The 24,787-nt window shown below is 44.1% G+C and carries 25 protein-coding genes; 22 read left to right on the top strand and 3 right to left on the bottom strand.

Annotated features, from left to right (window positions below; genetic code table 11):
* Positions 1-25: 25 nt before the first annotated feature.
* Together argR and mutS are read left to right on the top strand one after the other, a co-directional pair.
* On the top strand, positions 26-469 hold the full coding sequence (argR, locus tag K1J10_RS02100; protein ID WP_023024723.1) for an arginine repressor: 444 nt from the start codon (positions 26-28) through the stop codon (positions 467-469).
* 106 nt (positions 470-575) lie between these two features.
* Positions 576-3,119, top strand: a complete 2,544-nt coding sequence (mutS, locus tag K1J10_RS02095; RefSeq protein ID WP_223355706.1) for a DNA mismatch repair protein MutS — start codon at positions 576-578, stop codon at positions 3,117-3,119.
* A gap of 345 nt (positions 3,120-3,464) precedes the next feature.
* Here the strand turns inward: mutS and K1J10_RS02090 are convergent, their stop codons facing one another.
* Both K1J10_RS02090 and K1J10_RS02085 read right to left on the bottom strand, forming a co-directional pair.
* Entirely contained in the window at positions 3,465-3,923 is a 459-nt protein-coding gene (locus K1J10_RS02090; RefSeq protein WP_107849212.1) for a DUF3021 domain-containing protein, read from the bottom strand.
* A complete protein-coding gene (locus K1J10_RS02085) occupies positions 3,917-4,357 on the bottom strand; it encodes a LytTR family DNA-binding domain-containing protein (protein WP_129822580.1) in 441 nt (146 codons plus the stop codon). Before K1J10_RS02085 ends, K1J10_RS02090 begins: the two co-directional genes overlap by 7 nt.
* A gap of 252 nt (positions 4,358-4,609) precedes the next feature.
* Here K1J10_RS02085 and mutL point away from each other — a divergent pair, with 252 nt between their 5' ends.
* The 3 genes from mutL to K1J10_RS02070 are packed head-to-tail and all read left to right on the top strand — an operon-like array spanning position 4,610 to position 7,746.
* Positions 4,610-6,559 carry a DNA mismatch repair endonuclease MutL gene (mutL, locus tag K1J10_RS02080; RefSeq protein ID WP_223355705.1) on the top strand — a complete coding sequence of 650 codons (1,950 nt, stop codon included), beginning with the start codon at positions 4,610-4,612 and terminating at the stop codon, positions 6,557-6,559.
* A 20-nt stretch (positions 6,560-6,579) separates the two neighbouring features.
* Positions 6,580-7,173: a Holliday junction branch migration protein RuvA gene (ruvA, locus tag K1J10_RS02075; RefSeq protein ID WP_048715638.1), complete on the top strand. Its 594-nt coding sequence runs from the start codon at positions 6,580-6,582 to the stop codon at positions 7,171-7,173.
* A 9-nt stretch (positions 7,174-7,182) separates the two neighbouring features.
* Entirely contained in the window at positions 7,183-7,746 is a 564-nt protein-coding gene (locus tag K1J10_RS02070) for a DNA-3-methyladenine glycosylase I (protein ID WP_061564492.1), read from the top strand.
* Between the two features lie 54 nt (positions 7,747-7,800).
* Here the strand turns inward: K1J10_RS02070 and K1J10_RS02065 are convergent, their stop codons facing one another.
* Complete coding sequence (locus K1J10_RS02065) at positions 7,801-8,838, bottom strand: S66 family peptidase (protein ID WP_223355704.1); 1,038 nt, start codon at positions 8,836-8,838, stop codon at positions 7,801-7,803.
* Positions 8,839-9,195: 357 nt separating this feature from the next.
* Between K1J10_RS02065 and K1J10_RS02060 the strand changes: the two genes are divergently transcribed.
* The 17 genes from K1J10_RS02060 (at position 9,196) to K1J10_RS01980 (ending at position 24,775) form a co-directional block, all read left to right on the top strand.
* The gene (locus K1J10_RS02060; protein ID WP_223355703.1) at positions 9,196-10,464 is read left to right on the top strand and encodes a competence/damage-inducible protein A; all 1,269 of its coding nucleotides are present in this window, start codon (positions 9,196-9,198) and stop codon (positions 10,462-10,464) included.
* Positions 10,465-10,511: 47 nt separating this feature from the next.
* Positions 10,512-11,654: a recombinase RecA gene (recA, locus tag K1J10_RS02055; protein WP_223355702.1), complete on the top strand. Its 1,143-nt coding sequence runs from the start codon at positions 10,512-10,514 to the stop codon at positions 11,652-11,654.
* Positions 11,655-11,742: 88 nt separating this feature from the next.
* Positions 11,743-12,141: a transcriptional regulator Spx gene (spx, locus tag K1J10_RS02050; RefSeq protein WP_006595399.1), complete on the top strand. Its 399-nt coding sequence runs from the start codon at positions 11,743-11,745 to the stop codon at positions 12,139-12,141.
* A 184-nt stretch (positions 12,142-12,325) separates the two neighbouring features.
* Complete coding sequence (locus K1J10_RS02045; protein WP_048715631.1) at positions 12,326-12,919, top strand: SP0191 family lipoprotein; 594 nt, start codon at positions 12,326-12,328, stop codon at positions 12,917-12,919.
* 9 nt (positions 12,920-12,928) lie between these two features.
* Positions 12,929-13,480 (top strand): hypothetical protein, encoded by a 552-nt coding sequence (locus tag K1J10_RS02040; protein WP_048715629.1) that lies wholly within the window; start codon positions 12,929-12,931, stop codon positions 13,478-13,480.
* Between the two features lie 141 nt (positions 13,481-13,621).
* Entirely contained in the window at positions 13,622-13,888 is a 267-nt protein-coding gene (locus K1J10_RS02035; protein ID WP_135783001.1) for an IreB family regulatory phosphoprotein, read from the top strand.
* Entirely contained in the window at positions 13,888-14,307 is a 420-nt protein-coding gene (gene ruvX / locus K1J10_RS02030) for a Holliday junction resolvase RuvX (protein ID WP_135783000.1), read from the top strand. The genes K1J10_RS02035 and ruvX overlap by 1 nt, the downstream gene beginning before the upstream one ends.
* 17 nt (positions 14,308-14,324) lie before the next feature.
* The gene (locus tag K1J10_RS02025) at positions 14,325-14,636 is read left to right on the top strand and encodes a DUF1292 domain-containing protein (protein ID WP_006595405.1); all 312 of its coding nucleotides are present in this window, start codon (positions 14,325-14,327) and stop codon (positions 14,634-14,636) included.
* Between the two features lie 275 nt (positions 14,637-14,911).
* The gene (locus K1J10_RS02020) at positions 14,912-16,159 is read left to right on the top strand and encodes a bifunctional folylpolyglutamate synthase/dihydrofolate synthase (RefSeq protein WP_223355701.1); all 1,248 of its coding nucleotides are present in this window, start codon (positions 14,912-14,914) and stop codon (positions 16,157-16,159) included.
* A gap of 121 nt (positions 16,160-16,280) precedes the next feature.
* On the top strand, positions 16,281-16,745 hold the full coding sequence (locus tag K1J10_RS02015; RefSeq protein ID WP_048789888.1) for an SP_0198 family lipoprotein: 465 nt from the start codon (positions 16,281-16,283) through the stop codon (positions 16,743-16,745).
* Between the two features lie 264 nt (positions 16,746-17,009).
* Positions 17,010-18,545, top strand: coding sequence for a cardiolipin synthase (gene cls, locus K1J10_RS02010; RefSeq protein WP_048789887.1), 1,536 nt, complete (start codon positions 17,010-17,012; stop codon positions 18,543-18,545).
* Between the two features lie 150 nt (positions 18,546-18,695).
* Positions 18,696-19,562: a hypothetical protein gene (locus tag K1J10_RS02005; protein ID WP_061564486.1), complete on the top strand. Its 867-nt coding sequence runs from the start codon at positions 18,696-18,698 to the stop codon at positions 19,560-19,562.
* 159 nt (positions 19,563-19,721) lie between these two features.
* Positions 19,722-21,212 (top strand): LCP family glycopolymer transferase CpsA, encoded by a 1,491-nt coding sequence (gene cpsA / locus K1J10_RS02000; RefSeq protein WP_125329282.1) that lies wholly within the window; start codon positions 19,722-19,724, stop codon positions 21,210-21,212.
* Entirely contained in the window at positions 21,205-21,936 is a 732-nt protein-coding gene (gene cps4B, locus K1J10_RS01995) for a capsular polysaccharide biosynthesis protein Cps4B (protein ID WP_223355700.1), read from the top strand. The genes cpsA and cps4B overlap by 8 nt, the downstream gene beginning before the upstream one ends.
* Positions 21,937-21,978: 42 nt before the next feature.
* Positions 21,979-22,674 (top strand): Wzz/FepE/Etk N-terminal domain-containing protein, encoded by a 696-nt coding sequence (locus tag K1J10_RS01990; protein WP_048690221.1) that lies wholly within the window; start codon positions 21,979-21,981, stop codon positions 22,672-22,674.
* A 12-nt stretch (positions 22,675-22,686) separates the two neighbouring features.
* The gene (locus K1J10_RS01985) at positions 22,687-23,382 is read left to right on the top strand and encodes a tyrosine-protein kinase (protein ID WP_223355699.1); all 696 of its coding nucleotides are present in this window, start codon (positions 22,687-22,689) and stop codon (positions 23,380-23,382) included.
* A 19-nt stretch (positions 23,383-23,401) separates the two neighbouring features.
* On the top strand, positions 23,402-24,775 hold the full coding sequence (locus K1J10_RS01980; RefSeq protein WP_223355698.1) for a sugar transferase: 1,374 nt from the start codon (positions 23,402-23,404) through the stop codon (positions 24,773-24,775).
* The last annotated feature ends 12 nt before the right edge of the window (positions 24,776-24,787 follow it).

Genomic DNA, 24,787 nt, shown 5'->3' with positions numbered 1-24,787 from the left:
ATAATTATTCAAAAGTGGAGCAAAAATGAAAAAAGATGAACGTCAGCTTTTGATTCGAGAGATTATTCAAAATGAGAAGTTATCGACGCAAAAAGAAATTCAAGACCGCCTAGATCAGAGAGGGGCGGGAGTAACCCAGACAACCTTATCCAGAGATCTGCGAGAAATTGGTCTGATCAAGGTGAAAGAAAAGGGTGGGCTCTATTATAAATTAGCCGATGAACCTGATCGAACAGATATTTTTAGACTGATTGCTCAATATGCACAAGTAGTCTCGAGAGCAGAGTTCACACTGGTTGTTCGGACGGAGCTTGGAGAGGCGGCCATTTTAGCCAACGCAGTCGATGAGATTTTAGATGATCAAATCCTTGGCACCGTCGCAGGAGCCAATACCCTCTTAATTGTTTGCAAGGACCAAGAAGTAGCACAAACGGTCCAGCAGACTATTCTCCAACATTCTAGTCACTAGTCAAGGGCGAGGGACCAGTCCAGAAAGGGATCGGCCCTCCTTTTATGTCAGTTTAGAGTTGGAGCAAGCTCTCAGAATGAAAGCAATGATATAGAAAAGGAGCAATATGGCAGCAGAAAAACTATCACCTGGCATGCAGCAATACCTAGATATCAAAAAAGACTATCCGGATGCTTTTTTGCTCTTTCGGATGGGAGATTTTTACGAGCTCTTTTATGAAGATGCCGTCAATGCCGCTCAGATTTTAGAGATTTCCTTGACCTCAAGGAATAAAAATGCAGAAAATCCGATTCCCATGGCTGGAGTTCCCTATCATTCAGCCCAGCAGTACATCGATGTCTTGATCGAAAAAGGCTATAAGGTGGCCATTGCAGAGCAGATGGAAGATCCCAAGCAAGCTGTCGGTGTAGTTAAACGGGAAGTAGTCCAAGTCATTACCCCAGGGACGGTTGTCGACTCGACCAAGCCAGACAGCTCCAACAATTTCCTGGTAGCCTTGTCTCATGATGAGACGGATTATGGCCTTGCCTATATGGACTTGGTGACTGGAGAGTTTCAGGTCACCAGTTTGAATGATTTTGCCATGGTCTGTGGGGAGATTCGTAACCTACGGGCACGGGAGATTGTCCTGACCTACTCCTTGTCAGAAGGGGAAGAAAGAGTCCTTCTTGGCCAAATGAACCTCTTGCTCTCCCCTATCTCAGAAGTGGCGGAGGATGTCCAGCTTTTAGGGGCTGACTTGACTCATTTGGAGAGAATAGCGGCAGGAGGCCTGCTCCAATATGTACAGGACACCCAGAAGCGAGAACTCCATCATATCAAGCCTGCCCATCACTATGAGGTCCGCGATTTCTTGCAGATGGATTATGCGACTAAGGCGAGTTTGGACTTGACAGAGAATGCCCGGACAGGCAAAAAACATGGCAGCCTCTACTGGCTCCTAGATGAAAGCAAGACAGCCATGGGAGGACGTCTCTTGAGGGCTTGGATCCAGAAGCCCTTGATGGACCGCCATCGGATCGAAGAGCGCCAAAAGATTATCCAAGTCTTCTTGGACCATTTCTTTGAGCGAAGTGATCTGGCAGACCGTCTCAAGGGTGTGTACGACATAGAGCGCTTGGCCAGTCGGGTCTCTTTTGGAAAGACCACTCCCAAGGACCTCTTGCAGTTGGGTGAAACGCTACGCCACGTTCCCTTGATCAAATCGCTTTTGGTCGAGATGGGCGAGCCGGTGCTAGACCTCCTCATCGCCCAGTTAGATGAGCTCCCAGAGCTTTGCCGACTCATCGAAGCAGCGATTGACCCGGATGCACCTATCGTTCTGACAGAAGGCAATATCATCCGTACCGGCTTTGATCCAACCCTGGACCAGTACCGTGTCGTCCTCCGAGAAGGGACCGGCTGGATTGCGGAGATTGAAGCCAAAGAACGTGAAGCCAGTGGTATTACCGGACTTAAAATCGACTACAACAAAAAAGATGGTTACTATTTCCATGTAACCAACTCTCAATTATCCCGTGTGCCAGCTCATTTCTTCCGCAAGGCGACCTTGAAAAACTCCGAGCGCTTTGGGACGGAAGAACTGGCTCGGATCGAAGGAGAAATGTTAGAAGCTCGGGAGCAATCGACCAGTCTGGAGTATGCGATTTTCCTACGAATCAGAGAAGAAGTCGGCAAGTACATTCAGCGCCTACAGTCACTAGCCCAAGCCCTAGCAACGGTCGACGTCTTGCAAGGTCTGGCCTGTGTGGCTGAAAAGCAACAGCTCATCCGTCCAGTCTTCCAAGAGGCACGTGATATCCGGATTGAAAAGGGCCGTCACCCAGTTGTTGAGAAGGTGATGGGAGTTCAAAGTTATATTCCCAATAGTATTTCCATGGATGAGACTTGCCAGATCCAGTTGGTTACGGGGCCCAATATGAGTGGGAAATCCACCTATATGCGTCAGTTGGCCATCATTGTCATTATGGCCCAGATTGGTTCCTTTGTACCGGCTCAGGCGGCGACCCTCCCTCTCTTTGATGCTATTTACACCCGGATTGGGGCAGCAGATGACTTGGTATCCGGTCAGTCAACCTTTATGGTCGAGATGATGGAGGCCAACAATGCCATTCGGCAAGCGACTCCAGCCTCACTGATCTTGTTTGATGAGTTGGGACGGGGAACAGCGACCTATGATGGCATGGCTCTGGCTCAAGCCATCATCGAGTACATCCATGACCGGACAGGGGCAAAGACCCTCTTTGCTACCCACTACCATGAGCTAACCGACTTGGAGCAGACCCTATCTCGCTTGCGCAATGTCCACGTCGCCACCTTGGAGAAGGATGGCCAAGTGACCTTCTTGCACCGGATTGAAGAGGGACCAGCTGATAAATCCTACGGGATCCATGTGGCCAAGATTGCAGGCCTGCCAAGCGACCTCTTGAAGCGGGCGGATGCCATCCTGAGTCAATTAGAAGGCCAAAGCCACGAAGTGTCGATGGCGACTCCAACACAGCAATCCTCTCCAGAGCTTGGAGAACAGTTATCTCTGTTTGCAGCAGATGCCACTCATCCAGTACTAGAAGAATTAAAAACTCTCGATATCTACAACATGACCCCGATGGAAGTCATGATGGCAGTTGCTGAGATGAAAAAGAGAATTTAAAAAACAGTTCATTCGAACTGTTTCAGATTGAAGACAAAGTAATTTTAAAAACTTTCCTTAGGTGAGTACGGACGTCAGCGAACTTCGTAGAAGTTCCATGATTAATTAAGATACAAAGGGCGTTCTCGGATAAAGTCAAAATAGGAAGTTCGACGCAGAATCTTTAGATTCTAGGAGGACTTATCTTTTTGACACAATCCGAAGCCTGTGTTCAATTCGTATTGAGCCTAAGGTCTCAATGATCCCGAGTGCCTGAAACACAGTTGTTTCAGGCACTTTTCTCACAGCGGAAAGTTTTTCATCTTCTTGAATGACTAAAAAATAAAAGTCATTTTTTTGAATTCCTCAGGCTTTCCCTTGCAACTGTTGGTTGATCTCTTCTACTTTTTTCTTGTAAATGCGATAAGAAACCGCCCAGATAACCAAGTACACAAGGCTAAACTCTATAATGACGGAGATGTAGAAGCTGATTTGGATTGGGAACCAGCCTCCCAAGGTTGCCAAAGGTAGAAAACCAAAGAGCATCAAAAGGTAGTGGCTGAGGGTCGCACGGAGGAGGCTCCAGTCTTTGTTGAACAGTTTTTTTCCTAAGCTGAAGAGCAAGCCGATGCCAGCCCATATAAGGATACAATAGAGCATGACAAGGGATCCATGCACGTCGTGGGCTTGCATCCATTGTCCAACGCCTGAACTTGGACTGAGAGGCATGTAAGTGGAAGGTGAGTTTAGGAAAGAAAAGACGATAGAGAGGGTAAGGCCGATGAAGATGCCTTTAGAGGCATTCGATAGATGAGTCTTTAACATGATAATTTCTCCTTAATAGCTTTTAAATAGCGACGAGACGAATAGGTGATGGTCCCGTTTTTCAGATTGATTTGGACCGATCCGCTGCTGGTAAAATGCAGATGATCGATTTCTTTGGTATTGATAATTTCAGATTGGGAAATTTTTAAAAAGTAGATGGGCAAGTCTTCAGAGAGTTGGTAGAGGGGACCGGTGAGGATGAAGTGGTCATCCTTTGTTTCCCCAACGACTTGACGGTTTTCAATATAGAACCGATGAAACAAGTGGGTCTCTACAAGATAGGTTTCCCCCTCCTTCTTCGCTCGCAAGCGTTCCTTCTGGTCCAATTCCTCTATGAATTGTTGGACTTTCTGGATGTGTTCGCTAGGTTGTGGCGCTGTGATGGCTACGCCTTCTTCTTGAAAATGGGGGTCAATGGTAACTGTTACTTTCATACAAATCCCTTCTAAGTGATTGACGTCAGGTAAGCGATCCGCTAGCAGGACCTCTTGCTTACAATTCTATTAAACACTTTTTCAGGCATCAAGACAAGGTTTTTCGCATATTCGGTCATTTTCTCTGTTTATCTGGTAGAAGACGGTATCTTTAATGGAGCTGGAGCACAAGGTTTTATAAAGGGAGGGCTTCCTTGTAGATATGGTATAATAGTTCTACCTATGCGCGTATAAAACATAAGAGGGGAAGCTATGTCACAGATTATCGAATTACCAGAAATTCTAGCCAATCAGATCGCTGCCGGTGAGGTCATTGAGCGCCCTGCTAGTGTGGTCAAGGAACTGGTTGAAAACTCCATAGATGCGGGAGCTAGTCAGATTGTCGTAGAGATCGAAGAAGCTGGCTTAAAGAGCATTCAAATCACGGATAATGGACAAGGGATTGCCCATGAGGAAATGGAATTAGCCCTTCGTCGCCATGCCACTAGTAAGATCAAGAGTCAAGCCGACCTCTTTCGCATTCGGACACTAGGCTTCCGTGGCGAGGCCTTGCCGTCTATTGCCTCTGTCAGTGTCATGACCATCCTGACAGCTCAGGAAGGAGCTAGTCATGGGACCAAGCTAGAGGCTAAAGGGGGGGGAATCACTTCTCTTGAGCCAGCGACTAGCCCTGTGGGGACTAAAATCACAGTTGAGGACCTCTTTTTCAATACACCAGCCCGCCTCAAATATATGAAGAGCCAACAGGCAGAGTTGTCCCATATCGTCGACATTCTCAACCGCCTGAGTCTGGCTCATCCAAAGATTGCCTTTACCTTGATCAATGACGGCCATGAAATGACACGGACGGCAGGAACGGGAAATCTCCGCCAAGCCATCGCAGGAGTCTACGGGCTCGCTACCGCTAAGAAAATGGTTGCCATCGAGACAGGTGATTTGGACTTTGAAGTGTCGGGCTTCGTCTCTTTGCCAGAATTGACCCGGGCCAATCGCAATTACATTAGTCTCTTTATCAACGGTCGTTACATCAAGAATTTCTTGCTCAATCGGGCCATCTTGGATGGCTACGGCAGTAAACTTATGGTCGGACGCTTCCCGATAGCAGTGATTAATATCCAGATTGACCCCTATCTAGCCGATGTCAATGTCCACCCGACCAAGCAAGAGGTGCGTATTTCTAAAGAACGAGAACTGATGGCCTTGATCTCCCAAGCGATTGTCTCCGCTTTGAAAGAGCAGGATCTGATTCCAGATGCTCTAGAAAATCTAGCTAAGTCAACGCTTCGTCGAACAGAAAAGCCAGTCCAGACCAGCCTCCCTCTAAAAGAAAATAGCCTTTATTACGACCGAGACAAAGGAGACTTCTTTGTCCGTCCAGAGGTTGCAGAATCCCAACCAAGTGGTGAATTGACCCCAGAGCAAACGGTTCTCTTTGCCCCAGAAGAGGGAAATCAGGAGGCTAAATCACCAGCCATCAAATTCGCGGAGCGAAAGGCGCCTCAGTATGATCAACTTGACCACCCAGAGTTGGATCTAGCTAGTCTAGACAAGGCTTATGACAAGTTGGAAGGAGAAGAACATTCGACCTTCCCAGAGTTGGAATATTTCGGTCAGATGCATGGAACCTATCTCTTTGCCCAAGGAAATGGGGGCCTCTACATCATTGACCAGCATGCGGCCCAAGAGCGGGTCAAATACGAAGAATACCGGGAGAGCATCGGGGACGTAGACGGCAGTCAGCAACAACTGCTGGTTCCTTATATCTTTGAGTTCCCTGCAGACGATCTGATCCGCTTGCAACAGCGCAAACACCTCCTAGAAGAAGTGGGAGTTTATCTTGAAGAGTACGGAGCCAACCAGTTGATCTTGCGGGAGCATCCGATCTGGATGAAGGAAGAAGAGATCGAGTCGGGTATCTACGAAATGTGTGACATGCTCCTTTTGACCAAGGAAGTGTCCATCAAGAAATACAGGGCTGAGTTGGCCATCATGATGTCCTGCAAACGCTCCATCAAGGCCAATCACACACTGGACGATTACTCTGCACGCGATCTCATCTACCAATTGTCCCAATGTGACAACCCTTATAACTGCCCTCATGGCCGTCCCGTCTTGGTTAACTTTACCAAGTCGGATATGGAAAAGATGTTCCGACGCATTCAGGAAAATCACACCAGTTTACGGGAATTGGGCAAGTATTAAACAAAGAATAAAGGAAGATTATGTACGAATACATTAAAGGAATTTTAACGAAAATCACTGCCAAATACATCGTGGTAGAAACAGCTGGGATCGGCTATCTCTTGCATGTGGCCAATCCTTATGCCTACTCTGGCAAAATGAATCAAGAGGTGCACGTCTATCTGCACCAAGTGGTCCGTGAAGATGCTCACCTTCTCTATGGCTTTGCGACCGAAGAAGAGAAACAGCTCTTTTTGAACTTGATCTCAGTCTCCGGGATTGGACCTGTCTCAGCTCTAGCTATTATCGCTGCGGATGACAATGCAGGCCTTGTCCAAGCTATTGAAAGCAAGAACATCACCTACTTGACCAAGTTTCCGAAGATCGGCAAGAAAACAGCCCAACAGATGGTCTTGGACCTAGAAGGTAAGATTAATCTTGACCTAGAAGATGCACCGGCTCAGTCCAATGCCAAAGTTTCAGAAGAAAACCAAGCTCTTGAAGAAGCTATGGAAGCCATGTTGGCTTTGGGCTACAAGGCAACGGAACTCAAGAAAATCAAGAAATTCTTTGAAGGAACTTCTGATACGGCTGAAAACTACATCAAGTCTGCCCTGAAGATGTTGGTCAAATAGGAGAAGAAGATGCCAAAACGTTGTGGATGGGTTAAAATGACCAATCCTCTCTATGTGGCCTATCATGATGAGGAGTGGGGACAGCCCCTCCACGATGATCAAGCCCTTTTTGAGTTGCTCTGTATGGAAACTTATCAGGCCGGTCTATCTTGGGAAACGGTGCTCAATAAACGGCAGGCTTTCCGTGAAGCTTTTCATGGTTACCAAATTCAAGCTGTTGCAGACATGACTGATGAGGAACTGGAAGATCTGATGAATAATCCAGCAATTATCCGCAATCGTGCCAAGATATTTGCGACGCGCACCAATGCTCAAGCATTTCTACAAGTTCAGAAGGAGTATGGTTCTTTTGACACCTATCTTTGGTCTTTTGTAGATGGGAAAACCATCGTCAATGATGTCTCGGACTACAGTCAAGCACCAGCTAAGACGCCTTTATCTGAGAAATTATCCAAGGACCTCAAAAAACGTGGTTTTAAGTTCACCGGACCAGTCGCAGTTTTATCCTACCTACAAGCAGCAGGCCTGGTTGATGACCATGAGAATGATTGTGAATGGAAAAGTGGCAAGTAGTGAGTACAGATAGCGAAAGTATTTGAGAATATAGAAAAAGCTGAGAAATTCATCTCAGCTTTCTTTGTTATAGTCAAAGCGAATGACTTGCTCCGTTGCATCTACATACGCGTGGACTCCAAAGGGAACAATTGTTCTTGGAGTTGCGTGTCCGACATTCAGATTATAGACAATCGGGATATTGCTATCGATGATATCCAAAAGTGCTTCTTTATAGTCGTCATAGAAAGTTTCATCCATAGGTTTTCCGACTAATAGTCCACTGATGACCTCGAATATACCCGTGTCCTTCAAAGTCCGCAACATCTTTTTGAAGTCGTCAGGTTCAGGCTTTTCTTGGCTTGTTTCTAGCAAGAGGATCTTTCCTTCCCAGTCTGACAAGTCGGGGAAAAGTTTGTATTTTTGGCAGAGGTCCGTGCTATCTGCGTGTAGAGAGTTGTCAAAAATATCATAGAGAGACTCAAGACAACCACCGAGGATTTCTCCCTCGAACTGAGCATTGCCTTGCAATAAGTCAAAACCTGTATTTGCATGGCTGACACGAGGTGTTCCCAAGGCTTTGGGACTAAAATCAGTCCGTTCCTCATACCAAACGTTACTAGGGCGAATTTCTGAGATTCTTCCCGTCTCAATCAATTCTTTGAAGTAGTGGAGGCTATATGGCAACATTTCTTTGTCTAACTCACAAATGTCTGCTAGAAATGATTGGCCGTAAAAAGTCTTGATTCCTAGTTTATGCAACATGAGATGGTTCATGGTCGTATCCGAGAAACCGAGAAAAATCTTTGGTTTGATAACCTTTTGTAGTTGGTCATTTTCAAAAAGATAAGGTAGCAAGCGATAGGTATCGTTTCCACCAATGGCGCATAGGATCATGTCGATGCTATCATCAGAAAAGGCCTGAATCAAATCCTCTGCACGAGCTTCAGGATGTTCTTTGATAAAATCTAAGCCTTTTAGCGAATGAGGTAAAAAGATAGGGTTGAGTCCGAGGTCCTTGAGACGTTGAATACCCAAGTCCACTTCGTGCTTGACAAAGTCTTCACCCATAGTCCCACTAGATAAACTTACAATACCAATAGTAGAAGTCATATATTATCCTCCTAAAAATAAATTGATGCTATTGTATCATAAAAAGTGATAGAAAAATATAAGGAATAGCGTTAGAGATACGATTTTATGTCAATAAAGCAATATAAAAATAACCGCTCGATGTGCTTACTTCAGAATATAGGCAAGCCCTTCTAGAAGTTGGTTACCACGTAGTTAAATCTCTTAGGAATATTGATGTAACGGAATTTATAAGAGTTTTTTACTTTATAATACTCTAAAAGAAAAAGATTGAAGAAAATTACCTAAAATGAACTTTTTCTTCAATCTGTTTTTAAAATAATTTAGGAAATTGTGTTACAATGAAGAAAAATTACGAATAGTATAAGTGGAGGCGTTATGAAAGCAGAGATCATTGCAGTGGGAACCGAAATTCTCACAGGACAGATTGTCAATACCAATGCGCAATTCTTATCAGAAAAGTTGGCCGGTCTAGGAATCGACGTTTATTTCCAAACTGCAGTTGGGGATAATGCCGATCGTCTCTTGTCTGTTCTTGCGATTGCGCGTGATCGAAGTGATCTCGTCATCCTCACGGGAGGCCTCGGACCGACCGAAGACGATCTGACCAAGCAGACCCTAGCCCAGTTCTTGGATAGAGACTTGACATTTGATCCAGAAGCAATGGCCAAGTTGGACCGCTTCTTTGCCAGTCGGCCAGACCATGTCCGAACTCCCAACAATCTGAGACAAGCGCAAATAGTGACAGGCTCAACACCGCTCCAAAATCTGACCGGTTTGGCAGTGGGAGGGCTGATTGAAGTAGAGGGCGTTAGCTATGTTGTCTTGCCTGGTCCCCCTAGTGAATTGAAACCCATGGTTACTGATGAGTTAGTGCCCTTGCTAGCCACAGGCGAGAAGCTCTACTCACGTGTCTTGCGCTTCTTTGGGATTGGGGAAAGCCAGCTAGTAACAGTCCTAGCCGATGTGATTGATGGCCAGACGGACCCGACAGTGGCTCCTTACGCCAAGACCGGGGAAGTGACCTTGCGCTTGTCGACCAAGGCTGCGTCACAAGAGCAAGCAGATCAGAAATTGGATCAGTTGGAGCAAGTGATCCTCCGTCATGAGACTTTGGATGGTCAAGCCTTGAGCCAGCTCTTCTATGGCTATGGAGATGACAATTCCCTAGCCAAGGTTGCTTTTGAACTCTTGCGCGAGAGAGGCTTGGCCCTAACCGCAGCAGAGAGCTTGACGGCCGGGATGTTCCAGTCGACTCTGGCTAATTTCTCAGGAGCCTCAGCAGTCCTACCAGGAGGTTTCGTCACTTACAGCATAGAGGAAAAGAGCAAAATGCTCCAAATCCCCCTAGCTGAGTTGCAAGAACATGGAGTGGTCTCTGCCCATACAGCTGAGCGGATGGCAGCGCAAGCTCGTCTCTTAACAGGGGCTGACTATGGAGTCAGTCTGACAGGTGTTGCTGGCCCAGACAGTCTAGAAGGCCACCCAGCAGGGACCGTTTTTATTGGAATTGCAGGTCCTAAAGGAGTCCAATCGATCAAGGTCAATATCGCTGGCCGGAGTCGTATGGATGTTCGTAAAGTTGCAGTCCTCCATGCCTTTAATCTGGTACGCCGGACTGTATTATTAGATGAAAATTTGCTATAATGATAAGAAGCTTGTATAGCATTACGCTTTGAATATAGGAGAAAAGAATGGCGAAAAAACAGAAAAAATTAGATGATATCTCTAAGAAATTTGGAGATGAGCGTGAAAAAGCGCTCAATGATGCCCTAAAGTTGATTGAAAAAGACTTTGGTAAAGGATCCATCATGCGTCTGGGCGAACGCGCAGAGCAAAAAGTTCAAGTCATGAGCTCTGGTTCCTTGGCTCTTGATATTGCCTTGGGTGCTGGTGGTTATCCAAAAGGTCGGATCATCGAAATCTATGGTCCAGAATCATCAGGTAAAACAACCGTTGCCCTCCATGCAGTAGCGCAAGCACAGAAAGAAGGAGGCATTGCTGCCTTCATCGATGCCGAGCACGCTTTGGACCCATCTTATGCTGCAGCTCTTGGGGTTAATATTGATGAACTCCTCTTGTCTCAACCAGACTCAGGAGAACAAGGACTTGAAATTGCGGGTAAATTGATTGACTCTGGTGCCGTTGACTTGGTCGTTATCGACTCTGTTGCTGCCTTGGTCCCACGCGCAGAAATCGATGGTGATATCGGTGATAGCCACGTTGGTTTGCAAGCTCGGATGATGAGCCAGGCTATGCGTAAGCTCGGAGCTTCGATCAACAAGACCAAGACCATTGCTATCTTTATCAACCAATTGCGTGAAAAAGTTGGGGTCATGTTTGGGAATCCAGAAACCACACCTGGTGGTCGTGCCCTTAAATTCTACGCTTCTGTTCGTCTAGATGTCCGTGGAAATACTCAAATCAAGGGTACTGGGGACCAAAAAGATACCAACGTTGGTAAGGAAACCAAGATCAAGGTTGTGAAGAACAAGGTAGCCCCACCGTTCAAAGAAGCCATGGTTGAAATCATGTACGGGGAAGGAATTTCACGTACAGGTGAATTGCTAAAAATTGCGACAGATCTTGATTTGATCCAAAAAGCTGGTGCTTGGTTTTCTTATAACGGTGAGAAGATTGGCCAAGGTTCTGAAAATGCTAAGAAGTACTTGGCAGACCATCCAGAAATTTTTGATGAGATTGACCACCAAGTGCGCGTGCGCTTCGGTTTGATTGATGATGACACTGCTGTAGTTGCACAAGATGAAGTAGCTGAAAGCCCACTTGTTGAAGAAGTAACACTAGATCTTGATGATGCCATTGAGATTGAAGAGTAATTTTTTTTCAAAATAGGTCGAAAGACTGATGGTTTTTATGGTATAATATACTACAATGTTATTATCGTGTGGCGAAAGGAGTGCATGCATGATTAAAATTTACACAGTTTCAAGTTGCACGAGTTGTAAAAAAGCCAAAACTTGGCTAAATGCTCATCAGTTGATCTATAAAGAACAAAACCTTGGTAAAGAAGGGATTACAAAAGAAGAATTACTCGATATTTTGACCAAAACAGAAAATGGCATTGCAAGTATCGTTTCTTCAAAAAACCGATACGCTAAGAATCTAGGTGTCGATATTGAAGATCTCAGCATGAATGAAGTCATCGATATCATCTTAGAAACACCACGGATCTTGAAAAGTCCTATCCTAGTGGATAACAAGCGACTTCAAGTTGGTTATAAGGAAGATGATATTCGGGCCTTTTTACCACGCTCTGTACGAAATGTTGAAAATGCAGAGGCTCGCTTAAGAGCAGCCTTATAAGAACAAGTAGCCAAACATTGAGCTACTGAGAAGAGTCGAGATGTCAAGATCTCGACTTTTTCTTTTGTATCTGGCCAAAGAATCCACGAAAAAATGGTTGTAAGAATGTTTTTGCTGGGCATTCTATGGTACAATACTTCTGTGGGGAAAATCCCTTTTATAGAAGCTTATCAAAGGAGAAAACATGAAAAAGAAGCTTATTTGTCTCGGAGTCTTGCTCCTGACGCTGACAGCTTGTGGACAGAAGAAACATGGGAAAACCGATTCTTCCAGTGTTCAAAAATCCAACAGTGCTAAAATTGAATCGTTCAATAAAGAAAATCGAAATTTGTTAGAGAAGGCTGAAGAGCAGCAAGTCTTTACCAAACATTTTGTCCTTCCGACAGATGAGAAAGGTATTCGCCAAGAGCAGACCATCACCTATCAAGGGGAACAATTACAAAAATTGGTCATGACCAATACCACTCCTGCTAGTGATGAATTGAAAAAAGCCATTCAAGAGGTCGGCCTCGAAGAAGCCCAACGATTGATGGTGGAGTCGATGGACAAGGATGAACAACTCAAACAAGCCCGGACTCTTCCAGGCTTTACCATTGAACTGACCGTACCAAATGAAAATGAATACCAAACGGTCATCACCTATGATTTCACCCAGTTGGATACTAAAAAAGCGGTTGAGTTAGAGTACTTCAAATCGGCTAATATTGCAGAATTGTTGAAGTTGACACCAACAGAATATATGAATAATCTACTCCGTAATGGAGCAAAAGAAGAATAAGGAGAAAACATGAAAAAATTTCTATTACTAGTCGTTGCTGGATTGCTTATCTTGGCAGGTTGTGGGAATTCTCAATCAAAAGGGGGCAAGTCCTTATCGAAAGATAGCGTCGTCACTCGGACCTTTAAGATTAACAGAGATGTCAATGAAGCTGACGAGGTAGCCAAACAGGAAATTACAGTAACCGTATCCTACCAAGGTAAGAAATACAAGAAAGTTTCTATCAAACTAGCGACTCATGTGTCGGACGAATTCAAAGATGAAGTCAAGAAATTGATCGATGCTGAGGATGATAAAGAAGGTGCCAAACAAGCCTTGATCGAAGGTTACGAAGGTGAAGGTGGCATTGATGAATTGAGAGACTACGATGGAATCACCGTGACATCAGATTGGACAGGTGAAGCAATGATCTCTGAGATTGAGATTGATCCTGATAAAGTAGACTTCGATGACATTAAAAACAGCGAAGACTTGGGAGAAATTTGCAAAATGATCAAGACCTATTCTCCAACGCTCTTCATCAAAAACATGGAAAAAAATGGTTTTAAAGAAGTAAAATAAAGTCATTGAAAACTGTAGAAGATTGCTTTCGGAAACAAGTGATGAAAAGTCCAAGAAAGCCCATGAAATCAGTAATTTTCGTTTGAGAAAGTATGGAAATTATGATATAATAGTATGAATATAAAGAAAGAGGGTGGTATTGTGGGATTTACAGACGAAACAGTACGTTTTAATCTTGACGATTCAAACCGTAAAGAAATTAGTGATACATTAAAGGATGTCTACTTATCTTTGGATGAGAAGGGCTACAATCCAATCAATCAAATCGTTGGTTATGTACTCAGTGGTGATCCTGCTTATGTACCTCGTTATAACAACGCTCGGAACCAAATCCGGAAATACGAACGCGATGAAATTGTAGAAGAATTGGTTCGCTACTACTTGAAAGGGCAAGGACTCGACCTCTAATGAGAATTATGGGACTAGACGTTGGCTCTAAGACAGTAGGAGTGGCTATCAGTGATCCGTTAGGTTTTACGGCTCAAGGTCTGGAGATTATTCAGATTAATGAGGACAAAGGAGAGTTTGGTCTTGACCGCCTTGCTGAGTTGGTCAAAGAATACAAAGTGGACCGCTTTGTCGTTGGATTACCCAAGAATATGAACAACACAAGTGGACCGCGAGTAGAAGCTAGCCAAGCTTATGGCAAGCGAATTGAAGACTTGTTTGGATTGCCAGTTGAGTACCAGGATGAGCGATTAACAACTGTCGCAGCGGAGCGTATGCTGATTGAGCAAGCGGATATCAGCCGAAATAAGCGAAAAAAAGTAATTGATAAATTGGCTGCCCAGTTGATTTTGCAAAATTATTTAGATCGAAAATTTTAGAAAAAAGAGGAAATAAGATGGCACACAATCATGATCATGACCACAACCATGACGAACGCGAATTGATTACATTGGTAGATGAGCAAGGAAACGAAACCTTGTTTGAAATCCTTTTGACCATTGATGGAAAAGAAGAATTTGGTAAAAACTATGTTCTTTTGATTCCTGCAAATGCAGAAGAAGATGAAAACGGTGAAGTAGAAATCCAAGCTTACTCATTTACTGAAAACGAAGACGGAACAGAAGGCGACCTTCAACCAATCCCAGAAGATTCAGATGATGAATGGAACATGATTGAAGAAGTCTTCAACAGCTTTATGGAGGAGTAAAAACATCCAGTGGATGTTTTTAGCCCTGCTTCAAGAAACAAGAAAAAGCAGGAAGTCCGGGGGACGTTTTTAGCCTTGCGCTGGAAATGAAAACCGCAAGTAAGTCTGGGAGACTGTATCACCTCAACTCCTAGAAACTAGAAAGAGTTGAAACATCCAGTGGATGTTTTTAGCCCAGCTTTTAAAAATATTGGAAGTGAAATAAGAAACCAAAGAAATAGCAGAGCGTGAGCCAGCAAGAAGGCTTGATCGCTCTTTTCTTTTAGGAGAAAGAAATGAATCAAATTGAAGAATGGATGAATAGCCGAATTGGACTCAATTTTCGTTCAGGCTTGGGGCGGATGCAACAGGCTGTAAAGCTCTTAGGGGATCCTCATGAAGCTGTTCCGATGATCCATGTGACGGGGACTAACGGGAAGGGCTCAACCATTGCGTTTATGCGCCAACTATTCCAACAGCATGGTCTGAAAGTAGGGACCTTTACTTCTCCACATATCGTTAGTATGCATGATCGGATTTGTATCAATGGGCAACCAATTTCGGATCAAGATCTGATTCGCTTGGGTCAGAGCATCCAAGCGATGGAGTCTCAGCTTCTCGAGACCCACGACCAACTCTCTTACTTTGAGATCATCACCCTCTTGGCCTTTTTGTATTTCCATGAACAAAAAGTAGACCTGGCCTTGATCGAGGTTGGGATCGGAGGCCTCCTTGATACGACCAATGTCATCACAGGAGAGGTAGCAGTGATCACCTCAGTAGGGCTGGATCATCAGGAGACCTTGGGAGGAAGCCTAGAGGCCATTGCTAGGCAAAAAGCTGGAATCTTTAAAGCCGGGAAGCCGGCTGTTATCGGTCCACTGGCTAAAGAGGCTGAGCAAGTCTGCATAGAAAAGGTCCAGGCAATAGGCTGTCCACTGGCTCGCTATGGAGAAGATTTCCAACTGATAAAGGGCGTCTTTCAAGATGCGCACCATCGGTTTGACTCACTGAAAATTGGGCTCAATGGAGCTTATCAGGAAGAGAATGCTGCGGTGGCTCTTGAAGCCTTTCTCCTCTTCATGGAGCAGAGAGGTCTGGCGGTCGATGAAAACGGTGTTCGGGAGGCTTTGCAAGCGACTAGCTGGCCGGGACGTCTGGAGAATTTTGACCAGGGCGTCTATCTAGATGGCGCTCATAACCCCCATGCCATCCATCGCTTGGTCGAATATGCCCGTACCTTTTCAGATAAGCGCGTGAAGATCCTTTTTGGTGCTTTAAAACGCAAGGATTACCAAGGGATGTTGGAGATCTTTGTAAGCGACTTGCCGGAGGCGGACTTGACGGTGACGACCTTTGCTTATGGGGAAGTGGTCCAAGAGGCGGATGGCTTAGGTTATCCTTATGTAGCAGATTTCAGAAATTATTTGCAAGATTTTTATAGCCGACAAGATGGTCAAGAGGTGCTCTTTGTCACCGGTTCTCTTTACTTTATTTCGGAAGTTCGCGCTTATCTATTGGAGCAAGGAAAGAACCCTTTATAGGCGATGGTATTCAACGCTCAATCATAAAGATTGACCAAAAACAGATTCTATCGTATACTAAAGGTGAGCCACAAATAAACGGGGAAGTCCCTTAAAAGGTTGGCGCGAAAGGAGACCATCAATGGCAAAGAAAGTGACTGCTTTATTGGCAACAGCTACAGTCCTCCTACTTGGAGCGTGTTCGAATCAGCAAACACCATCTTCTTCACAGTCTAATATTCAGGTGACTGATTCCGAAGCAAAGACAACAAATACACAAGGAAGTTCTTCTGATGGAAGCTCAAATTCATCTAGTTTAAATACTACAAACACTCAAGTGACTCAAGGTAATATTGATGGAACCTACAAAGGGGTAGATGAAGCGGACCAGATTACCTTAGTTGTCACAGGAAATACAGGAACTTGGACAGCTGTGGAGCCTGACGGAGAACAAGAAATCAAGCCAGTGAAACTAGATGCTGCCAACCAGTCGATTATCATTGGAGATGATGCCTACCGCTATCGACTAGAGGGGCAACAATTGACTCTGGAAGACTTTGACCAAGAGCTCTATGATGATGATACGATTGTTTTGACCAAGCAATAAAATAGCAGAAGTGAGAGTGGGACAGAAATTGGTAATTCGTTAGAATTCGATTTCGTCGTCCCACCTCCGCATAGTTGGGTAGGGCTGTGAAAGCTGATGAAATCAGCGTGGTAGAGCCCACTCAACCACTGCGTCTTGCTCGATAATCCAAAGACAATTGAGAGGCTAGGACTTTTGTCCCAGCCTTTTTTTCATTTTATCGGGTTTGCGCTCCCTTCTTAGAACTGGTATACTAGTAGGGATTAGAAAAGAAGGAGAACGAGGGTGAGTTTTCGAAAAATTCGATTGTTAATGTCCAAATATGGGTTCAGTATCCTCTTTATGGGGTTTGAACTCTGGTTGTCCTTTGCAGCCTTCTTTTGGCTAAATGAATGGTTCCCCAATTGGATGTCTGTCACCATCATGGTCCTCTTGTATATCTCGACCATTTTGGCGATTGTTAACCGGAATATGCCTCCAGAGAGCAAGGTGACCTGGCTCTTAATTGCCGTCATCCCCGTTTTTGGTTCCCTTCTTTACCTCATGTTTGGGGAGCGGCGTCTGTCCAAAAAAGAAATGGTCCAGTTGGAAAATATGGAATCCATGAATTTCCGTGAGGATAATAGCCACGAGCTTCGCCTCCAGTTGAAAGAAGAGAGTAAGAGCGTCTATGGGATGGTCAAGTCTATTCTATCCATGGACCACAATGCAGACCTGTACAACGGGACGGCTTCGACTTTCTTCCCGCTAGGGGATCAGATGCTCCCGCAATTGTTGGAGGATTTGCGCTCAGCTAAGAAATTTATCTTTCTCGAATTCTACATCATCGAGGAAGGCCTGATGTGGAATAGTATCCTAGATATCCTACTTGAAAAGGTTAAAGAAGGGGTAGAGGTGAAATTGCTCTACGATGATATCGGCTGTATGGCGACCCTGAAGGGGAACTACACCAGACGCTTGCGAAAATTAGGCATTGACGCCCATAAGTTCAACAAGGTGGTGCCACGATTGACGGTGGCTTATAACAATCGAGACCACCGCAAGATCTTGGTCATTGATGGTCAGATTGGCTATACAGGTGGGGTTAACCTAGCGGATGAGTATATCAATCAGATAGAGCGCTTCGGTCATTGGAAGGATAGTGCAGTGCGCTTAGATGGTCGAGCGGTTAAGGCCTTGACGCGGCTCTTTCTCATGAACTGGTACATCAACCAGGGGGAAATTGAAGATTTTGATAAATACCATATGGAAAACCAAGCGGTAGAGGGTGAAGGCTTCTATATTCCCTTTGGTAGCGGCCCTAAACCCATCTACAAGTCCCAAGTTGGTAAGTCTGTTTATCAGAATATCATCAATCAGGCGACGGATTATGTCTACATTACGACCCCTTATCTAATCATTGATTATGATTTGACAGAAGATATTCGAAATGCGGCTCTACGAGGGGTCGATGTACGCATCGTGACTCCTTTCATTCCAGATAAAAAACTGATCCAAATCGTTACACGAGGGGCTTATCCAGACCTCATGGAAGCAGGGGTGAAAATCTATGAATACACTCCAGGCTTTATCCATAGCAAGCAAGTATTGGCCGACGATGAAGTCGCAGTAGTCGGGACCATCAACTTTGACTATCGGAGCCTAGTACACCACTATGAGAATGCTGTCTGGATGTATCGAAGTCCAGAATTGACCAAGATCCGAGCGGACTTTGGAGAGATTTTCTCTGTATCTCAGCAAATCAAGCTAGACACTTTCCGGATTACCTGGTACCAGCATTTGATCAAAGAGATTATGCAGTTGTTTGCACCAATGTTATAGGCGAATTGAGCCCTTCTTAGGGGAAGGAGGGCTTGTTAGTGTGAAGTGTGTAATGAAATATTACAATTTGTTTACATACACTTATCTGAGAATTCTCAAAGGGTAATTTTTGATATAATGAACATAATCTATAAAAAATAAGGAGAACTTATGAAAAAGCTTGTAAAATATGGTGTTTTACCAGCCTGTTTATTGATGTTAGTAGCTTGTTCATCAAAACCAGTTGTTGAAAAACCTCAAACTAAAGAGGATAAAGTAGAACAATCTAGTGAATCAAAAGAAGAAAAGACAAAAAAACAAATTGAAAAAGATGGGGATATTATTCTTCGTGCCATCTTTACAGATCATTCTTCTGGTTTCACAACTTTGATGGGTACATCAGTTGACAAGTGGAAAAAACAAATCACCGAAAAATTTGTCGATGAAAATGCATCAAAATATTTACCAGCAGAAAACTACACACTTGAACTCACAACTGAAACATTCACTCCAGAAAAAATCTTGGAATTGTTTGACCAAGCTCGTTTCAAAGTGTTAGCAACGATCGGTGATGACTATGAAATCACCAAGGTTGAAGACGAAGGAGATATTGCGACGGTTACCTTCAAATCTCGTGCAATTGCAACACGTGACTTGGCTAACTTGATCAACCGCGCAAAATCTAGTCTGTTTGAAAACGGAATTGAAGATGTTAAAAAATTAGAAGACAACACAGATCCAGATCTGGAAAAACGTTTGTCTTTATTGAACAACTTCTTGTTCTACTATGCCTTTGATCGTTTGAACGAAGATTTTGGGTACATCGAACCACGTGAGTACACTTTGGAATTGACAAAAACCAAAGAAGGGCGTTATATCCTTAGTGATGAAAGCTTCCTTGAACTACGTAAGGAAATCTTTGTAAACGAATACTCTGCTGATGGAGCTGAAACTCGTAAAGGAAGCAATTCTTCAAAGAGTGATTCTTCGACTAGCAAGGATTCAGATACAAGTTCAACCTCAAAAGATAAAGTATAAACCTATAAAAAAGGTGAGGAAACTCACCTTTTTTATTTGCTCATTTTTTCTTATGTTACTGTACAGAAAGTTAGGAATAGTATAAAATTAATAGTGGAGAAATGGGCATAGATTCTGATCTGTAGGCCAATTTTATGTTATAATATTTAAGAAAATAGTATGGGGGATAAAATGAATCGAAGTAGAAAAAACAAACATTCAAATAGAACAAGCGGTTGGGATCAGCTACGCATTGTAAATAGTGGTCTCTGGGTTTTAACGCTACTTGTAGCTGGGCTCTTTCTTTATAATGTCTTTAGCTACAATATCCTAGCTTTCCGTTATTTGAATATTCTTGTGACGGTATTGTTAATTGGCGGACTTTTTTTAACCTTGGGTTTGATCCTTGCAGGCAAGGCTAAAAAGACGACGCTATTTTTATTGGTTTTAGGCTTGCTAGGGACCTCCGTGGGGACATTTGTTACCCAGCAATTGGTCGATGTCGCTGGAAATGTGAACCGAAATGCCAACTATACGGAATTTGAAATGGCTGTCTATGTCAAAGCAGATAGTCCAATCCAAGATATCAAAGAAATCAGCAGTGTAGCAGCGCCTACGGGGAATAATAATGCAGATGATCTTCTAGCCTTGGTAGAGGAAGTGAAGAAAACGCGCCAGCATGACTTGACCATCGAAGATGTGGAATCTTACGTGGCAGCCTACCAGGCCCTACAAGAAGATAAGACACAAGCCATTGCTTTGAATAGTACCTTTGAAGATACCATTGCCAGTGTGGATGCTGACTACGCGAAAAAATTAAAGAAAATCTATTCTTACAAGATCCGTCGCCAAGTGGAAACCAAGGCAAAGGCGGATGCCAATGCGGATACCTTTAACATCTATGTCAGTGGGATTGACACCTATGGCCCAGTCACTTCGGTTTCTCGATCTGATGTCAATATTATCATGACGGTCAATCGAAAGACCAAGCAAGTCTTGCTGACCACGACTCCGCGTGACGCCTATGTACCGATCGCAGATGGTGGGAACAACCAAGGGGATAAATTGACCCACGCTGGGATTTACGGAGTAGATGCGTCTATTCATACCTTAGAAAATCTGTACGACATCAAGATTGACTACTATGTCCGCTTGAATTTCACTTCTTTCTTAAAGCTTGTCGACCTCGTCGGAGGGATTGATGTAGAAAATGATCAAGAGTTTACAAGTCTACACGGGAACTACCACTTCCCTGTAGGAAAAGTCCACTTGGATTCGGAACAAGCTCTTGGCTTTGTCCGTGAACGCTACTCTCTCGAAGGTGGAGACAACGACCGTGGGAAGAACCAAGAAAAAGTCATCGCAGCCATTATCCATAAATTAACATCGACCAAAGCATTGAGCAATTACAACGAAATCGTTTCTGGTTTACAAGATTCCTTGCAAACCAATATGCCTTTGCCAACCATTATGAATTTGGTCAATACACAGTTGGAGACTGGTGGAAGCTACAAGGTGACTTCACAAGCTGTCACTGGACAAGGACGAAATGACTTGCCTTCATATGCGATGCCAGGATCTGCTCTTTATATGATGGAGTTGAATGCTGATAGCGTGGCACAAGCCAAAGAAAAGATAAACCAAACCATGGAAGGAAAAAACAATGATTGATATTCATTCACACATTGTCTTTGATGTGGATGATGGACCAAAGACGATTGAGGATAGCAAACTCCTCATCGAGGAAAGCTACCGTCAAGGGATCCGAACCATCGTTTCGACGTCCCATCGTCGGAAAGGGATGTTTGAAACCCCAGAAGAAAAGATCTATCAAAACTACTTGGCAGTAAAAGAGATGGTGGCGACCTATCTACCGGAAATGACCTTGCATTTTGGAGCAGAAATCTACTATACACGAGATATTCTTGAAAAACTGGAAGCTGGGACTATTCCAACGCTTGCTGAAACCAGCTTTGCCTTGATCGAGTTTAGTATGGCAACGCCCTACAAGGAGATTCATCAAGCCTTAAGTGCGGTCTTGCGCTTAGGAGTGACTCCGGTAGTTGCCCATATTGAACGGTACCACTGTTTGGAAAAGAATGAAAAACGGGTGCGGGAATTGATCCGAATGGGATGCTATACCCAAATCAATAGTTCGAGTGTGCTCAAGCCTAAGTTGTTTGGCGATCGCTACAAGTTCATGAAACATCGTGCCCAATATTTCTTGGACAAGGATTTGGTCCATTTTGTTGCGAGCGATATGCACAATGTCGATCAGCGCCCTCCATACATGGAAAAGGCTTATCAGTTGATTGAAAAACGTTACGGAAGTAACCGAGCGCGTGCCCTCTTTATTGAAAATCAACAAGCATTACTGGATAACGAATTATTTTAACAATCAAGTTCCATCACGGGGATTGAAAAGGAGAAAGTGAATATGAAAAACCAAGAGAGCAAAGAGATCGAATTGGATGTGGTCTCCCTCTTTAAAACCTTATGGCGTCGTAAATTCTCAATTCTGATTACGGCCTTGCTATTTGCGATTGGTGCCCTAGGGTACAGCGCATTTGTGGCGAAGAAAATCTACCAAAGTACCAGTCGTATCTATGTGGTCAGCCGTCAGAACCAAGAAAACAATGCCTTGACCAACCAAGATCTTCAAGCGGGATCCTACTTGGTTAAAGACTATCGCGAGATTATTCTTTCTCAAAATGTCTTGAACCAGGCTATTGAAGAGTTGAAGTTGGAAATGACTCCAGCAGAGCTTGCTAAGAAAGTCTCAGTGGCAGTTCCAGCGGATACTCGGATTTTGTCCATCACAGCCTCAGACCCAGATCCACAAGAAGCAGCTCGTATCGCGAATGGATTGAAAGATGTAGCGGCCGAAAAAATTATCGCTGTAACCAAGGTATCTGACGTGACGACTTTGGATGAGGCTGTCGTACCGCAAAACCCTTCTTCACCAAATATTAAGCGAAATGTCGTTATTGGCTTTGTCCTTGGGGGTGTCTTGATTTCCATCCTGGTGATCTTGTCAGAGGTATTGGATGACCGTGTGAAGAAACCAGAAGATGTCGAAGAAGTGATGGGCATCACTCTATTAGGTGTGATCCCTAGTGTGAAGAAACTGTAAGAGGGAGAATTCATGGCAACCTTAGAAATTGTAAAAAGCAAATTAGCAGCGATGACTCAGGCTGAAGAGTATTTTAATGCCTTGAGTACCAATATTCAGTTGAGTGGGACCAATATTAAGGTCGTTGCCATCTCATCTGTGCAACCAAACGAAGGAAAATCAACCATTTCTACGAATTTGGCGACAGCCTTTGCGCGTGCGGGCTATCGTACCTTGTTGATCGATGCGGATATCCGTAACTCGGTCATGACAGGTGTCTTCAAGAGCCAAGGTCGTGTTGCTGGTTTGACAGAAGTACTTTCTGGGAAGAGTGAGATTTCGCAAGCAATTGCGACGACAGATTATCCAAAACTGGATGTGCTCCTGTCAGGGCAGGTTTCTCCAAATCCAACGGGTCTCTTGCAAAGTAAAAACTTCGAGGTCATCATTGAGGCACTTCGCAATCACTATGACTATATCGTTGTCGACACCCCACCAATTGGGATGGTGATTGATGCGGCGATTATTGCTCAACGCTGTGATGGTAGCTTGATTGTGACAGCAGCAGGAGCTGTTAGTCGCAAGGCTGTTCAAAAGGCCAAAGAGCAACTAGAGCAGACGGGGACACCATTCCTAGGAGTGGTCCTCAATAAATTTGATATTCAATTAGAAAAATATGGTTCTTATGGTAATTACGGGAACTATGGCAATTACGGGAAAAAAAGATAAAGAATAGGATCGGGATATTATGACAGAAGGAAGGGGATTTCACAAATTTGCTTTGGCCTTTGTCCAAAGCTTACCAGTCTTAGTTGTGGCTTATTTGTTTAGTTTTGTGACAGAGACAGAAATCCACTCTAATACAATTTTCTATCTGTATTTATTGCATTTCGTAGCCTTCTACGTCAGTGATTACAACCAAGATTACTTCAAACGTGGGCATCTAGTTGAATTCTTACAAACTTTGAAATACAGCTTGTGCTTCGCGTTAGCCATCAGTTTTTCGAGCTTCTTTTTGGAGGAGAAGTTCTCCCTCTCCCGCCGGGGAATGATTTATTTTCTGTTTCTTCTGACTCTTGTCCTTTATTTAATGAATTACTTCATTAAACGGTATTGGCGTCGCTTCTATTACAGTCTCAAAGGAAGTCACAAGATTCTCTTGATTACAGCGAATTCTCGTCTGGATAAAGTCCTGGATCGACTTCTTTCGTCCAATGATAGCGGAGGGGAAGTGGTTGCGGTCACTGTATTAGACCGGCCAGACTTTCAACACCCCTTTGTTCAGGTTGTTCCAAAGGAAGACCTGTTGGCCTATGCGACCTATGAAGTGGTAGATGAAGTATTTCTCAATCTTCCAAGTGAAGAGTATGAAATTGGGGAGTATGTTTCACAATTTGAGACCATGGGGATCGACGTTACCGTCAACCTCAATGCTTTTGATTTAAACTTTGCCGGCAACAAACGAATTTGCGAAGTAGCTGGCCTCAATGTTGTCACCTTCTCGACCAACTTCTACAAACCTAGCCATGTGACCGCGAAACGTGTAATTGATATATGTGGTTCTTTGGTGGGCTTGCTCCTATGCGGCTTGGTGGCGATTGTATTGGTGCCCTTGATTCGCAAGGATGGAGGACCGGCTATTTTCGCCCAAAAGCGGGTCGGGAAAAATGGCCGCTATTTCAAGTTTTATAAGTTCCGTTCCATGTATGTCGATGCAGAAGAACGGAAAAAAGAATTGATGGATCAAAACACCATGACCGGTGGTATGTTCAAGATGGATAATGATCCTCGGATTACGCCGATTGGTCGCTTTATCCGCAAGACCAGTCTGGATGAGCTGCCACAATTCTTTAATGTCCTAAAAGGTGATATGAGCCTAGTTGGAACCCGTCCTCCAACAGTGGATGAGTATGAGAAGTATACTCCAGAACAAAAACGTCGTTTGAGTTTCAAACCTGGAATTACAGGGCTTTGGCAAGTGAGTGGACGTAGCGAAATTACAGACTTTGATGAAGTGGTTCGCTTAGATGTGTCCTATATCGATGACTGGACCATCTGGTCAGATATTAAAATCTTGCTGAAAACGATCAAAGTTGTATTTAAACGAGATGGAGCGAAGTAGGAAATTCCTGCT

It is taken from the genome of Streptococcus australis (genome assembly GCF_019930045.1).
GTDB lineage: Bacteria > Bacillota > Bacilli > Lactobacillales > Streptococcaceae > Streptococcus > Streptococcus australis_D.
This window is presented reverse-complemented; position numbering and strand designations above follow the sequence as displayed.

Bases quoted from the DNA above. Each gene is read 5' to 3' on its own strand.
- K1J10_RS02045 (WP_048715631.1), top strand. From the start codon at position 12,326: ATGAAAAAGAAGCTTATTTGTCTCGGAGTCTTGCTCCTGACGCTGACA.
- K1J10_RS02090 (WP_107849212.1), bottom strand. From the start codon at position 3,923: ATGTTAAAGACTCATCTATCGAATGCCTCTAAAGGCATCTTCATCGGC.
- cps4B (WP_223355700.1), top strand. From the start codon at position 21,205: ATGATTGATATTCATTCACACATTGTCTTTGATGTGGATGATGGACCA.
- recA (WP_223355702.1), top strand. From the start codon at position 10,512: ATGGCGAAAAAACAGAAAAAATTAGATGATATCTCTAAGAAATTTGGA.
- K1J10_RS01990 (WP_048690221.1), top strand. From the start codon at position 21,979: ATGAAAAACCAAGAGAGCAAAGAGATCGAATTGGATGTGGTCTCCCTC.
- argR (WP_023024723.1), top strand. From the start codon at position 26: ATGAAAAAAGATGAACGTCAGCTTTTGATTCGAGAGATTATTCAAAAT.
- K1J10_RS02040 (WP_048715629.1), top strand. From the start codon at position 12,929: ATGAAAAAATTTCTATTACTAGTCGTTGCTGGATTGCTTATCTTGGCA.
- K1J10_RS01980 (WP_223355698.1), top strand. From the start codon at position 23,402: ATGACAGAAGGAAGGGGATTTCACAAATTTGCTTTGGCCTTTGTCCAA.
- ruvX (WP_135783000.1), top strand. From the start codon at position 13,888: ATGAGAATTATGGGACTAGACGTTGGCTCTAAGACAGTAGGAGTGGCT.
- spx (WP_006595399.1), top strand. From the start codon at position 11,743: ATGATTAAAATTTACACAGTTTCAAGTTGCACGAGTTGTAAAAAAGCC.
- K1J10_RS02015 (WP_048789888.1), top strand. From the start codon at position 16,281: ATGGCAAAGAAAGTGACTGCTTTATTGGCAACAGCTACAGTCCTCCTA.
- ruvA (WP_048715638.1), top strand. From the start codon at position 6,580: ATGTACGAATACATTAAAGGAATTTTAACGAAAATCACTGCCAAATAC.
- K1J10_RS02070 (WP_061564492.1), top strand. From the start codon at position 7,183: ATGCCAAAACGTTGTGGATGGGTTAAAATGACCAATCCTCTCTATGTG.
- mutL (WP_223355705.1), top strand. From the start codon at position 4,610: ATGTCACAGATTATCGAATTACCAGAAATTCTAGCCAATCAGATCGCT.
- K1J10_RS01985 (WP_223355699.1), top strand. From the start codon at position 22,687: ATGGCAACCTTAGAAATTGTAAAAAGCAAATTAGCAGCGATGACTCAG.
- K1J10_RS02060 (WP_223355703.1), top strand. From the start codon at position 9,196: ATGAAAGCAGAGATCATTGCAGTGGGAACCGAAATTCTCACAGGACAG.
- K1J10_RS02025 (WP_006595405.1), top strand. From the start codon at position 14,325: ATGGCACACAATCATGATCATGACCACAACCATGACGAACGCGAATTG.
- K1J10_RS02020 (WP_223355701.1), top strand. From the start codon at position 14,912: ATGAATCAAATTGAAGAATGGATGAATAGCCGAATTGGACTCAATTTT.
- K1J10_RS02065 (WP_223355704.1), bottom strand. From the start codon at position 8,838: ATGACTTCTACTATTGGTATTGTAAGTTTATCTAGTGGGACTATGGGT.
- mutS (WP_223355706.1), top strand. From the start codon at position 576: ATGGCAGCAGAAAAACTATCACCTGGCATGCAGCAATACCTAGATATC.
- K1J10_RS02085 (WP_129822580.1), bottom strand. From the start codon at position 4,357: ATGAAAGTAACAGTTACCATTGACCCCCATTTTCAAGAAGAAGGCGTA.
- cpsA (WP_125329282.1), top strand. From the start codon at position 19,722: ATGGGGGATAAAATGAATCGAAGTAGAAAAAACAAACATTCAAATAGA.
- K1J10_RS02005 (WP_061564486.1), top strand. From the start codon at position 18,696: ATGAAAAAGCTTGTAAAATATGGTGTTTTACCAGCCTGTTTATTGATG.